The sequence below is a fragment of the Pseudomonas sp. NFACC45 genome (assembly GCF_900113505.1).
In the GTDB taxonomy this organism is placed as follows: domain Bacteria; phylum Pseudomonadota; class Gammaproteobacteria; order Pseudomonadales; family Pseudomonadaceae; genus Aquipseudomonas; species Aquipseudomonas tehranensis.
Map to the genome: position 1 here is coordinate 57,004 of NZ_FOPO01000006.1, position 13,655 is coordinate 70,658.

7 protein-coding genes and 1 tRNA gene are annotated in these 13,655 nt (G+C 60.0%); all 8 read left to right on the forward strand.

Going from position 1 to position 13,655, the window contains the following annotated elements; genetic code table 11:
- The first annotated feature begins 2 nt into the window (after nucleotides 1–2).
- Entirely contained in the window at nucleotides 3–1,850 is a 1,848-nt protein-coding gene (gene rpoD, locus BM132_RS12510; RefSeq protein ID WP_092400887.1) for an RNA polymerase sigma factor RpoD, read from the forward strand.
- Nucleotides 1,851–1,974: 124 nt separating this feature from the next.
- Nucleotides 1,975–5,718: a bifunctional diguanylate cyclase/phosphodiesterase gene (locus BM132_RS12515; protein WP_092400884.1), complete on the forward strand. Its 3,744-nt coding sequence runs from the start codon at nucleotides 1,975–1,977 to the stop codon at nucleotides 5,716–5,718.
- Between the two features lie 15 nt (nucleotides 5,719–5,733).
- Nucleotides 5,734–5,810 (forward strand) — tRNA-Ile (locus BM132_RS12520).
- 475 nt (nucleotides 5,811–6,285) lie between these two features.
- Complete coding sequence (locus BM132_RS12525; protein WP_092455660.1) at nucleotides 6,286–7,716, forward strand: alanine/glycine:cation symporter family protein; 1,431 nt, start codon at nucleotides 6,286–6,288, stop codon at nucleotides 7,714–7,716.
- Nucleotides 7,717–7,916: 200 nt separating this feature from the next.
- Entirely contained in the window at nucleotides 7,917–8,378 is a 462-nt protein-coding gene (locus tag BM132_RS12530; RefSeq protein WP_092455661.1) for an Lrp/AsnC family transcriptional regulator, read from the forward strand.
- 259 nt (nucleotides 8,379–8,637) lie between these two features.
- Nucleotides 8,638–10,320: a flavin monoamine oxidase family protein gene (locus BM132_RS12535; protein WP_092455663.1), complete on the forward strand. Its 1,683-nt coding sequence runs from the start codon at nucleotides 8,638–8,640 to the stop codon at nucleotides 10,318–10,320.
- Between the two features lie 12 nt (nucleotides 10,321–10,332).
- Complete coding sequence (locus tag BM132_RS12540; RefSeq protein WP_092400873.1) at nucleotides 10,333–11,127, forward strand: carbon-nitrogen hydrolase family protein; 795 nt, start codon at nucleotides 10,333–10,335, stop codon at nucleotides 11,125–11,127.
- A 55-nt stretch (nucleotides 11,128–11,182) separates the two neighbouring features.
- On the forward strand, nucleotides 11,183–13,621 hold the full coding sequence (gene pqqF / locus BM132_RS12545; protein WP_092455664.1) for a pyrroloquinoline quinone biosynthesis protein PqqF: 2,439 nt from the start codon (nucleotides 11,183–11,185) through the stop codon (nucleotides 13,619–13,621).
- Nucleotides 13,622–13,655 lie beyond the last annotated feature (34 nt).

Consider the following 13,655-nt stretch of genomic DNA (forward strand, 5'->3'; position numbering starts at 1 on the left):
TTATGTCCGGAAAAGCGCAACAGCAGTCTCGTATCAAAGAGTTGATCCTATTGGGTCGTGAGCAGGGCTACCTGACTTACGCGGAGGTCAACGACCACCTGCCGGAGGATATTTCAGATCCGGAACAGGTGGAAGACATCATCCGCATGATCAACGACATGGGGATCAACGTATTCGAGGTTGCTCCAGATAAGGATGCCCTTATGCTGGCCGACGCCGATACCGACGAGGCGGCCGCTGAAGAAGCGGCCGCAGCGTTGGCAGCGGTCGAGACCGACATTGGTCGCACCACCGATCCCGTGCGCATGTACATGCGTGAAATGGGTACGGTAGAGCTCCTCACGCGTGAAGGCGAAATCGAAATCGCCAAGCGCATTGAAGAAGGCATCCGCGAAGTGATGGGCGCAATCGCGCACTTCCCTGGCACGGTTGACCATATTCTCTCCGAGTACACCCGCGTCACCACCGAAGGTGGCCGCCTGTCCGACGTCCTGAGCGGTTACATCGACCCGGACGACGGTATCGCGCCGCCTGCAGCCGAAGTGCCGCCGCCGATCGACGCGAAAGCCGCCAAGGCCGACGACGACACCGATGACGACGACGCCGACGCCAGCGACGACGAAGAAGAAGCCGAAAGCGGTCCGGATCCGGTCATCGCTGCCCAGCGTTTCGGCGCTGTGGCCGACCAGATGGAAATCACCCGCAAGGCGCTGAAGAAGCATGGCCGCAACAACAAGCAGGCAATTGCCGAGCTGTTGGCACTGGCCGAGCTGTTCATGCCGATCAAACTGGTGCCAAAGCAATTCGAAGGCCTGGTCGAGCGTGTCCGCGGCGCCCTGGATCGTCTGCGTCAGCAAGAGCGCGCGATCATGCAACTGTGCGTGCGTGATGCCCGCATGCCACGTGCTGATTTCCTGCGTCAGTTCCCTGGCCACGAAGTCGACGAAAGCTGGACCGATGCACTGGCCAAAGGCAAAAGCAAATACGCTGAAGCCATTGCCCGCCTGCAACCGGACATCGTCCGTTGCCAGCAGAAACTGACCGCGCTGGAGGCCGAAACCGGTCTGACCGTCGCTGAGATCAAGGACATCAACCGTCGCATGTCGATCGGTGAGGCCAAGGCCCGCCGCGCGAAGAAAGAGATGGTCGAAGCGAACTTGCGTCTGGTGATCTCCATCGCCAAGAAGTACACCAACCGCGGCCTGCAATTCCTCGATCTGATCCAGGAAGGCAACATCGGCCTGATGAAAGCGGTGGACAAGTTCGAATACCGTCGCGGCTACAAGTTCTCGACTTATGCCACTTGGTGGATCCGTCAGGCGATCACTCGCTCGATCGCCGACCAGGCCCGCACCATCCGTATTCCGGTGCACATGATCGAGACCATCAACAAGCTCAACCGCATTTCCCGGCAGATGTTGCAGGAGATGGGTCGTGAACCGACCCCGGAAGAGCTGGGCGAACGCATGGAAATGCCCGAGGACAAAATCCGCAAGGTATTGAAGATCGCCAAAGAGCCGATCTCCATGGAAACCCCGATCGGTGATGACGAAGACTCCCATCTGGGTGACTTCATCGAAGACTCCACCATGCAGTCGCCGATCGATGTCGCCACCGTTGAGAGCCTCAAGGAAGCGACTCGCGAAGTACTCTCCGGTCTCACTGCCCGTGAAGCCAAGGTACTGCGCATGCGTTTCGGCATCGACATGAATACCGACCACACCCTTGAGGAAGTCGGGAAGCAGTTTGACGTAACCCGCGAGCGGATTCGTCAGATCGAGGCCAAAGCCTTGCGCAAATTGCGCCACCCGACGCGAAGCGAGCACCTGCGCTCCTTCCTCGACGAGTGACGTTAAAAACCCCCGGCCCTGCCGGGGGTTTTGTTATGTGCAGATAAAATCCCCCCGTTACGCCCCCCCGCCCTATTGCCCGTCTACACTCGAAACATCCTCCCCAAGCCATGACGAGACCGTGATGCCCAGACTGACGGCCGTGATTTTGCTGTCATTGATGACCTGGACCGCAACGGCTGGCGCGCTGACGCTCACCGAAGAAGAGCGCCGCTGGCTCAAGGACCACCCCGACCTGCGCCTGGGTGTCGACGCCTCCTGGCCACCGTTCGAGTTTCGCGACGATCAGGGGCGATATCAGGGCCTGGCCGCCGACTACGTGGATGTTATCCGCGAGCGGCTGGCTGTCACGCTCACGCCTATCGAGCCCGTCAGTTGGACGATGGTGCTGGAGCAGGTCGCACAGGGCAAAATCGATCTTTTACCCGGCATCATGTCCACGCCCGAACGTCAGAACTACCTGGCCTTCACCCGCCCATATCTGGACTTTCCCATCGTCATCCTGGCCCATCATGGCGGTGCAGAACCTCATAATCTTGAGGATTTGTACGGGCTGAAAATCGCCGTGGTGGAAAACTATGCGCCCCACGAACTGTTGCGCAACCACCATCCCGACCTGAATCTGGTGGCGCTGCCCAATGTCAGCTCAGCCTTGCAAGCCTTGGCCACAGATAAAGTGGATGCGGTGGTGGGCGATCTGGCTTCCAGTGTCTGGAGCCTGCGCCAACTCAAGCTAGACGGGCTCTATGTCAGCGGAGAAACACCCTATCGCTATCAACTGGCCATGGGCGTCCCCCGGGAGAACAAGATACTGGTGGGCATCCTGGACAAGGTGATAGCGGACATGACCCCGGCCCAAATCAGCGAAATTCAGGAGAAATGGGTCGGCAATGTCCGAGATTACCGAAGGTTCTGGTCAGACCTACTGGTTTACGGCTTGCCTGCACTGCTCCTCTTGAGCGGCATACTCGCGGCGGTGATCCGCATCAATCGCCGCCTCAGCTCAGAGATCGCGCGGCGAGTCGATCTGGAACAAGAACTGCGCAGCAGCGAATACCACTATCGCGGGCTGGTGGAGAGCCTTTCAGCAATTGCCTGGGAGGCAAGGGTCAGTGACTTCACCTACAGCTACGTGTCCCCTCACGCTGAAGAACTGCTCGGCTATCCCCTCTCCCACTGGTTGATTCCAGGGTTCTGGCGCAACATTATTCATCCCGCCGATCTGATCCGCGCCCAGACCTATTGCGACCATGAAGTGCTGGCGGGCCGCGACCATTGCATCGATTACCGCGTGATCACTGCTGACGGCCGCTGCCTGTGGGTGCGCGATATTGTCAGCCTCATCCAACACGGGCACGAACCGGTGATGCGCGGGTTGATGATCGACATCAGCGAAGCCAAACGTACCGAGGAAGCGCTGCGCCTTTCCGAGCAAAAATTCGCCTCGGTATTCCGTCAGTGTCCGGACATCCTGGTGATCGCGCGCCTGCTGGACGGTTGCCTGCTGGAGGTCAACAAGGCCTTCGAGGAGCAGATTGGCCTGGGCGCCGCGGAGGTGGTGGGCCGGACCGCGACCGAACTGAACATCTGGGGCATCCAGGACGTCGGCCCGAGCCTGCTGCAACGATTACAGGCCGGCAGCATCCGCAATCTGGAGATGCCTTTTCGCCGCAGCAATGGCCAGGTGTTCACCGGGCTGATCTCGGCCGAACCCTTCGATCTCGACACCACCCCAGCGCTGGTCGTGGTCGTCCGTGACATCAGCCAGCTCAAGGAAACCCAGCAGCAGCTGCAGACCTCCGAAGAGAAGTTCGCCAAGGCTTTTCATGCCTCGCCCGACGGCCTGCTACTGTCCCGGCAAAGCGACGGCCTGCTGATTGAGGTCAACGAAGGCTTCAGTCGCATTACCGGCTTCAACAGCGCCTTGTCGGTGGACCGCTCCACCCTGGACCTGGGTATCTGGGTCAACCTCAATGAGCGCAAACAGATGCTCGACCTATTGCAACGAGACGGTTATGTCAGGGACTTCAGGTGTCATATCCGCCGTAACGATGGACAGATACGGCTCTGCGAAGTGTCCAGCCGCCCTCTGCCCATCGGCGACGAAGACTGCATGCTGACCATCGCCCGGGACATCACCGAACGCCACCTCATGCAGGAAAAACTGCAACAGGCCGCCACCGTGTTCGAGAGTACCGCCGAAGGAGTGCTGATCACCGATACGCAACAGCACATCAGCGCGGTAAACCGCGCCTTCAGCGAAATCACCGGCTATAGCGAAACCGAAGCCTTGGGTCACACACCGCGGTTGTTGGCTTCCGGCCTGCACGACAGCGCGTTCTATGCCGCGATGTGGCACCAGTTGACGGCCGAGGGACACTGGCAGGGGGAGATATCCAACCGGCGTAAAAACGGCGAGCTGTATCCCAGTTGGCTGACCATCAGCGCGGTGCGTAACCGGGATCGGGAAATCACCCATTTCGTTGCGGTCTTTGCCGATATTTCCAGCCTCAAGCACGCTCAGGCCCGACTCGATTACCAGGCGCACCACGACCCGCTCACCGGCCTGCCGAATCGCACATTGTTCGAAAGCCGATTATTGATGGCGCTCAACAGCCAGCAGGAAGATGGCGGTCAGGGTGCGGTGCTGTTCCTGGACCTGGACCGCTTCAAGCACATCAATGACAGCCTGGGGCACCCGGTGGGGGATCTGCTGCTCAAGGGTATCGCCGTGCGCCTGCGTGAGCAGTTGCGCGATATCGATACCGTGGCGCGCTTGGGTGGCGACGAATTCATCATCCTGCTGCCAGGCCTGCAACAACCCAGCGATGCCGAACACATTGCCCAAAAGCTGTTGAATTGCTTTGCGGCACCGTTCCAGGCTGGCGAACATGAATTTTTCATCAGCGCCAGCATCGGCACCAGTCTGTACCCCCAGGATGGCTGCGACGTTGCCACGCTGGTCAAAAATGCCGATGCGGCGATGTACCGCTCCAAAGCCAAGGGTCGCAACCGGGTTGAAAGCTACACCCGCGACCTCACCGCCCAGGCCAGTGAGCGGGTGGCACTGGAGCACGAGCTGCGACGCGCCATCGAGCGCAACGAATTATCGTTGTCCTTCCAACCCAAATTCAGCCTTGCCGACAATCGCCTGGTGGGTGCCGAGGCGCTGATTCGCTGGACCCACCCCACGTTTGGCGACGTACCGCCGGAACATTTCATCCCGCTGGCTGAAGAAAACGGCATGATCCTGCAGATTGGTGACTGGGTACTGGAACGTGCCTGTCGGCAACTGTCCGAATGGAACGCCGCCTACGAAAGCCTCGGCCCGCTGTCAGTCAACCTGGCCGGAGCCCAATTGCGCCAACCCAACCTGCTGGGGCGTATCGAGCAACTGCTGCGTGAGCACCATCTCAAGCCCGGCTTATTACAACTGGAAATTACCGAAAACTTCATCATGAGCCAGGCCGAAGAAGCCCTCGCAGTGCTGCACCAGCTGAAAAAACTCGGCGTGCAACTGGCGATAGACGACTTTGGCACCGGCTACTCCTCCCTGAGCTATCTCAAGCGTTTGCCATTGGACTTCCTCAAGATCGACCAGTCCTTCGTCCGTGGCCTACCCGATGACCCGCACGACGTGGCCATCGTGCGGGCAATCATCGCCCTGGGCCGCAGTATGCAATTCACCATCATCGCCGAAGGCGTCGAGACCCTGGCCCAACAACAATTTCTGGCTGAAGAAGGGTGCGAACAGATTCAGGGCTACATCGTCAGCCTGCCCCTGTGCGCCGAAGAGTTCGCCGCAACGTTTCTTCGTATGACCGTATCGGATTTTTCGGATAGCACAGCCGAGAAACCGTCGCTATAATCCGCGGCCTACTGAGGGCCTATAGCTCAGTTGGTTAGAGCAGAGGACTCATAATCCTTTGGTCCACGGTTCGAGTCCGTGTGGGCCCACCATACAAAAAGCCGCGCATTGCGCGGCTTTTGCGTTTTTGAGCGGCGAGACTGGGCGCACTGGCCAAAGGTCTTCATAGACGGTTGCACAATAAGGACGTCATCCGTGCGGTGTTTACCCGCCCAGCTATAGTGAATTGCGCCTATACCGGATGTTTAGAAGATCAAACCGGCAGTAGCACTCAACTGAACAGGCATTGGGCAGCCCCTGAGGCTGATTAAGCACAACTCTCAGGGCGCCGAAACTACCGCTCTGTAGTACAGTTGCGCCCGCCAGGGCCCGGCCACTGCCAGTGATAAAGGCCGGTGCTGCCCTCGAACGACTCGACGGTGCCATATTGCGGGTTTTCGGATCGGGAACGGTCGGCGGCATCGAAACGTCCGAAGACGCGAAATCGGATGTAAAACCAGGCATAAACTGATCGCGGAACGCTCAAGAGAGCGGCTCCGCCGATAATAAGAAATATAGGAGAAACAGATGGAATTCCTGCAAACGCTGTTTGGGTATGTCGACAGCCTCACGTGGGGGTGGTCGCTCATACCCATTCTCGTAGTCTTCGGCGTGTTCATCACGATTATGTCGGGTTTCGTCCAGTTCGAATTCTTCGGCCGGATGTTCCGCGTGCTCTCAGGCAAGAACCAGAACAGCGACCCCAACAACCTCAGTGCGCGACAGGCGCTGCTGGTATCTGTGGGCGGTCGTGTGGGCGGCGGAAACATTGCCGGTGTAGCCGTCGCGATTACGCTCGGTGGGCCCGGCGCGGTTTTCTGGATGTGGTGTATCGCGCTCGTCGGCATGGCGACCAGTCTCGTCGAATGTACGCTTGCCCAGGTTTATAAGCGCACTGACGGGGAGCACTCCTTCCGTGGCGGCCCAGCCGACTACATCCGGCACGGCCTCGGGTCGAACTACAACTGGCTTGCGATCGTTTATGCAGTCTGCCTGCTGGCGGCCTTCGGCCTTGGCTTCAACGCCTTTCAAGGCAACACTGTGGCCGGCGCGATGCAGGATTCGTTCGGGATCAGCCGCTTGGTGACCGGAGCGCTCCTGGTGCTTGTCACCGGGTTTGTGATCTTTGGTGGAATCAAGCGCATCGCCAAGGCGGCCGATGTCGTGGTTCCCGTCATGGCGTTGGGTTACCTGGCGCTTGCCCTGATCGTCATCGTGATGAACATCGGTGAAATTCCGGCGCTCTTCGTACGCATCGTCTCCAGTGCCTTCGGCTATGAAGAAGCCATTGCCGGCGGCATGGGGGCGGCGATTGCACAAGGCTTGCGCCGCGGCCTGTTCTCAAACGAGGCGGGGCTTGGTTCCGCACCGAACGTCGCAGCGACTGCGCTGGTACATCACCCGGTCAGCCAGGGCATCACCCAATCGTTCTCAGTCTTCATCGACACGATCGTGATTTGCTCGTGCACGGCTTTCATCATCCTGCTGGGTGACGTCTATGTTGCCGGTGCCACAGGTATTGACGGTGTCGTGCTGACACAGCAGTCACTGGCCAACCATTTTGGTGAGTGGTCGCGCTACGCGTTGAGCCTGGCGATCCTGCTCTTCGCCTTCTCGTCCATCATCTACAACGTCTACCTGGGCGAAAACGCACTGGCAGCCATCACCCCATCCAAACCGGCCCTGCTGGTGCTACGCGTGTTTATCCTGGGCTTGATTTTCCTCGGCGCCGCGGCCCCGAACGCCACCTCGGTGTTTTTCTTCTCAGACCCGATGATGGGCATTCTGGCACTTGTGAACCTGATTGCGATTCTGATGCTGTTCCCTACTGCAATACGGGTGATCAACGACTTCCGCGCGCAGTTGAAAGCCGGTGTGGCAAGGCCGGTATTCGATCCGGCAAAATTCCCCGATCTCGATCTCGACCGCAAGGCATGGGATATCAATCGCTGGAAATGACCCTGGCCCGGTCGCAGCCTGGATTGGGCTGCGGCCACATCTGAAACGGGTTGATACCCGCATCGTCAACTCTGCGGATACTGCCGCCATGGCCAACGTCATGGCGGCAGGCATTTCCCGACCGCGTCCCAATGGAGTAGGTGGCAAAGGCATGCGAGCCTGTAACATGCCAGCCACCGATATCCACGCCGGAGCCCATCTTGTCTGACACCCGCCCTCCCGTCCTCGACGAAATCGACCGCCAACTGATCGCCGCCCTGCAAATCAATGCCCGGGAAAGCGTCGCCATGCTCGCCCGACAATTGGGCATCGCCCGCACCACGGTGACGTCGCGGCTGGCGCGGCTGGAAAAAACCAGGGTCATTACCGGATACGGCGTGCGTTTGGGGCAGCGGGTGATAGACGGCGGGTTACAGGCTTATGTCGGCATCAAGGTTCAACCGCGCTCCGGCAAGGACGTGCTGCGGCGCTTGAGTGCGATGGCCCAGGTCCAGCAACTGTGTGCGGTCAGCGGCGAATTCGACTATGTGGCCTGGCTGCGCACGGATTCACCGGAGCAGCTGGATCAGTTACTGGATCAGATTGGCAGCGTGGATGGGGTGGAGAAAACCACCACTTCGATCATCCTCAGCAGCAAGATCGATCGAGGGCAGCCGGTCTAGAGTGTGCGACTCAACGTGCACGCGATGCCGTCGGGCCGGCTACGTCTCCATGACCGGCATGCCGCTATCGCGTGACGGTTCGCTCCCCCCGAGCTGCGTTTCGTCATTAAGATCAATGAACACATCAAAATGACTATAAATCATCCAAATCGACGACACATTGCGTCTTATTAACGTGTTTCTCCCTCTCTAAAATGGCTGGCATCTTTCCTATACTCAGACGCGAAAGTCGCGTCGAGTCGCCCAATCAAGGTCAGCCATGAACAAGAACAATCGCCACCCAGCAGACGGCAAGAAGCCCATCACCATTTTCGGGCCGGACTTTCCTTTCGCTTTTGACGACTGGATCGAGCATCCCGCCGGCCTGGGCAGTATTCCCGCCCACAACCACGGGGCGGAAGTCGCGATTGTCGGTGCCGGGATCGCCGGCCTGGTGGCGGCCTACGAGTTGATGAAGCTGGGCCTCAAGCCGGTGGTCTACGAAGCGTCGAAAATGGGTGGGCGCCTGCGCTCACAAGCGTTCAACGGCGCCGAGGGTGTCATTGCCGAGCTGGGGGGCATGCGGTTTCCGGTGTCGTCCACGGCGTTCTATCATTACGTCGACAAATTGGGCCTGGAGACCAAACCGTTTCCCAACCCTTTGACCCCGGCCTCGGGCAGCACGGTCATTGATCTGGAAGGCCAGACCTACTACGCACAAAAGTTGGCAGACCTGCCGGCATTGTTCCAGGAAGTGGCCGACGCCTGGGCGGATGCGCTGGAGGACGGTTCGCGCTTCGGCGATATCCAGCAGGCGATTCGCGACCGCGACGTGCCACGCCTCAAGGCACTGTGGAACACCCTGGTCCCCCTGTGGGACGACCGCACTTTCTACGACTTCGTCGCCACCTCCAAGGCGTTTGCCAAACTCTCGTTCCAGCACCGTGAAGTATTCGGCCAGGTTGGTTTCGGCACCGGCGGCTGGGATTCGGACTTTCCCAATTCGATGCTGGAAATCTTCCGCGTGGTGATGACCAATTGCGACGATCATCAGCACCTGGTGGTTGGCGGTGTCGAGCAGGTGCCCCATGGCATCTGGAAACATGTGCCGGAGCGCTGCGCGCATTGGCCAGAAGGTACCAGCCTCAACTCGTTGCACCTGGGCGCCCCGCGCAGCGGTGTGAAGCGCATCGCGCGCGCCGACGATGGCCGGTTCAGCGTGACCGACGTGTGGGACAACACCCGCGAATATGCTGCGGTGCTGGTCACCTGCCAAAGCTGGCTGCTGACCACTCAGATCGAATGCGAAGAGGCGCTGTTCTCGCAAAAAATGTGGATGGCCCTGGACCGCACCCGCTACATGCAATCGTCGAAGACTTTCGTGATGGTCGACCGACCGTTCTGGAAGGACAAGGACCCGGACACCGGCCGCGACCTGATGAGCATGACCCTCACCGATCGCCTCACCCGTGGCACCTATCTGTTCGACAACGGAGACGACAAGCCAGGGGTCATCTGCCTGTCGTACTCGTGGATGAGCGACGCGCTGAAAATGCTCCCCCATCCGGTGGAAAAACGCGTGAAGCTGGCGCTCGATGCCTTGAAGAAGATTTATCCCAAGGTGGACATCGCCGCACGGATCATCGGCGATCCGATCACCGTGTCCTGGGAAGCCGACCCGCATTTCCTCGGCGCATTCAAAGGTGCTCTGCCCGGCCACTATCGCTACAACCAGCGCATGTACGCACATTTCATGCAGGACGACATGCCGGCCGAACAGCGAGGGATCTTTATCGCCGGCGATGACGTCTCATGGACACCGGCCTGGGTTGAGGGCGCGGTACAAACCTCACTCAATGCCGTGTGGGGAATCATGAAGCACTTCGGCGGTGAAACTCACCCCGAGAACCCGGGGCCAGGTGACGTGTTCGACGAAATCGGTCCGATCGCCCTGCCCGAATAAAAGGAGTTTTTGATGCGTGTAGCCCTTTACCAATGTTCACCGCTGCCGCTGGATCCGGCCGCCAACCTGCAACGCCTGCATCAGGTGGCGCTGGAGGCCAGGGGTGCCGATGTGTTGGTGTTGCCGGAAATGTTCCTGACCGGCTACAACATTGGCGTCGACGCGGTGAATGTATTGGCCGAGGTCTACAACGGCGAATGGGCGCAGCAGATCGCTCGCATCGCCAAGGCGGCCGGTCTGGCGATCGCCTATGGCTACCCGGAACGTAGCGAAGATGGGCAGATTTACAACGCGGTGCAACTGATCGACGCCCACGGCGAACGCCTGGCAAATTATCGAAAAAGTCACCTGTTTGGCGATCTGGACCACGCGATGTTCAGCGCTGGCGATAGCGAACTGCCCATCGTCGAGCTTAACGGCTGGAAGCTCGGCTTTCTGATCTGTTATGACCTGGAGTTTCCGGAAAACGCCCGGCGCCTGGCCCTGGCCGGCGCCGAACTGATCCTGGTGCCCACCGCCAACATGCAGCCCTACGAGTTCATCGCCGATGTCACCGTGCGCGCCCGGGCCATCGAGAACCAGTGTTTTGTGGCTTACGCCAACTATTGCGGTCATGAAGGTGAATTGCAGTACTGCGGCCAAAGCAGCATCGCCGCCCCGGATGGCAGCCGCCCTGCCCTTGCCGGGCTGGACGAGGCCTTGATCGTAGGTGACCTGGATCGGCAACTGATGGAGGATTGCCGTGCGGCCTACAACTACCTGCATGACCGCCGCCCTGAGCTTTACGACGACTTGAACAAACACTGATTGAGAACGCCCCCTAATCCGCTAGCATGAGCGCTTCTCTGTTCTGGAAACGCTCATGTCGGCCGTCGATTCCTTTCGCCCCCACACTGAAACCCTGGCCAACGGCTTGCGAGTGACATTGCGCCATGTCCCCGGCCTCAAGCGCAGCGCTGCGGTGTTGCGGGTGGCGGTCGGCAGCCATGATGCGCCGCTCGCCTGGCCGGGACTGGCGCACTTGCTCGAACATCTTTTCTTCCTCGGCACTGAGCGGTTTCCCACAGAGCAGAACCTGATGGCCTACGTGCAACGGCATGGTGGCCAGGTCAATGCCCGCACCAGCGAACGCACCACCGATTTCTTCTTCGAATTACCGCCGGCGGCCTTTGCCGGCGGTCTGGAACGACTGGGGGACATGCTCTCCCATCCGCGCCTGGATGAAGCCGACCAATTGCGCGAACGGGAAGTGCTGCACGCGGAATTCATCGCCTGGTCCCAGGATCCAACGGCCCAGCGGCAGGAGGCCTTGCACGAAGGACTGTCCGCAGCTCATCCATTGCGGGGTTTCCATGCGGGCAATCGCGACAGTCTCGCGGTGCAACAGGCCAAGTTCCAAAGGGCACTGCAGGACTTTTATCGAAGGTTCTACCAGAGCGGCCAAATGACGCTGAGTCTGGCGGGCCCGCAAAGCATCGACGCCTTGAAGGCACTGGCCGAGCAGTTCAGCTGCGATGTGCCTGCGGGTGAAGCGGTCACCCGGCAGCCAGCGCCGGAGCTGATGGCATCGCACCAGGCCGGTTATCAACAGGTCAGTACAGGACGACTCGACCTGCTGTGCGCCTTCGAAGGTTTACCGGTCGCCTCGCCGCAAGCCATGGACTTTCTCTGCACCTGGCTGAACAACAGTAAACCGGGCGGCCTGCTCGCGACCTTGCGTCAGCGCGGTCTGGCTGACAGCCTCAAGGCTTCGACGCTGTACGAGTTTGCCGAGCAAGCGCTGTTGCACATCGAGTTCAAACTCGACAACGACCAAACGCCGAACGACATTCGGCCATTGCTGCACGATTGGTTGGGTTTTTTCGCTGCCCAGGACGACTGGGCGCCCTTGCGCAATGAGTTCACCGCACGGCTGCAACGTTGGCAGGAGACGGCGACGGCCTTGCAACTGGCCCGTTGGGACAATGAAGATCGCGATGTTCGACTGTCGGAAAACGATCTGTCACGGCTCAGGGAAATCCTCAAGCAATTGCACGCGGCGCAGAGCGTCACCGGGCAATGGCAACTGCCCGCGCCCAACCCGTTCCTGCAAATGGCCAGCGAAGCCCCCCGTACCGGGTTGATACGCGGCCAGACCAGCGCCCATCGCGGTCTGCGCACCTTCGCCCAGGACCGTTCCCGCGGCCGACGGGAACGCTCCCCCATGCAGTTCAGCCAAGGGCTGGCGGACAACACCCCGCAAGGCGCGGTGTACCTGCGCTGGCGACTGACGACGCTGCCCCCGCTCGACCTCTCGACCAGACTTGATCGGCATCTGCAGGATCTGCGTGAAGATGCGCGTCAGGCCGGCGTGGAAGTGACCTTTGAGCCCTGCGCCAACCAATGGCTGCTGAAGCTGGTTGGCCTGCAGGCACCGATGCCCTTGGTGCTTGAGCACATTCTGACGAAGCTGGAACAACCGCTGCCGCCGACGCCAGCGAGGAACGAAACGCCGCTGATGCCGATTCGGCACCTGTTGAAGGAGCTGCCGAATCATTGCCAGCGAAACGCCCAATCATCAGCCTTGGCGCTGACCGAGAGCGCCCCCAACGTGTGGACGACGGCGCAATGGGACGGACTGGCCATCGGCCTGTCGGCCGCCACCCAGGGAGCAATGGGCCCGGCGCTGGCCCGGGTGCCCGGCATTGCCGCCCAGCAAGCCCAACCGACCTCCCCTTGTGGGCAGCCGATCTGGCACACCCTTCAGACCAATGGCGACGAACAGGCCGTGTTGTTGTTTTGTCCCACGCCTACTCGAACCCTGCCCGACGAAGCCGCATGGCGGTTGCTGGCACAGCTGTGTCAAACACCGTTTTACCAACGCCTGCGGGTCGAGTTGCAGTTGGGTTATGCGGTGTTCAGCGGTGTGAAGCAGATCGATGGGCAAACCGCTTTGTTGTTTGGTGTCCAATCACCCAACACCTCGGCGGCCCAGTTGATCGCCCATATCGACCAGTTCCTGAGCGGCCTGCCGGACCTGCTCCGGCAGCTCGACGATTCGACGCTAGCCAGTCAGCAGCAGGCCCTCGCCGCCCAGTTCCAGAGCGCCACCCTGCCCTGCGCCCAAGCGGCCGAACTGCTCTGGCAGGGCAAACTCGCTGGCCACCCGTCGGATTATCTTGAGCAATTGTCCGATGCCATCATGCGTGTGGATCGAAAACAGCTGATGGACGCCGTGCGGCATCTGCTTAGCGCTGAAAGTGCACGCTACTGCCTGACTAATGGAGCCTGCCCTGGAGAGCCCTGGAACGCGGTGCCGTGATCATTACCGTCTGTGCAATGAGCTTTCTCAGAGA

Coding starts and splice junctions, on each gene's coding strand:
- BM132_RS12540 (WP_092400873.1), top strand. CDS start 10,333: ATGCGTGTAGCCCTTTACCAATGTTCACCGCTGCCGCTGGATCCGGCC.
- BM132_RS12525 (WP_092455660.1), top strand. CDS start 6,286: ATGGAATTCCTGCAAACGCTGTTTGGGTATGTCGACAGCCTCACGTGG.
- BM132_RS12535 (WP_092455663.1), top strand. CDS start 8,638: ATGAACAAGAACAATCGCCACCCAGCAGACGGCAAGAAGCCCATCACC.
- pqqF (WP_092455664.1), top strand. CDS start 11,183: ATGTCGGCCGTCGATTCCTTTCGCCCCCACACTGAAACCCTGGCCAAC.
- BM132_RS12515 (WP_092400884.1), top strand. CDS start 1,975: ATGCCCAGACTGACGGCCGTGATTTTGCTGTCATTGATGACCTGGACC.
- rpoD (WP_092400887.1), top strand. CDS start 3: ATGTCCGGAAAAGCGCAACAGCAGTCTCGTATCAAAGAGTTGATCCTA.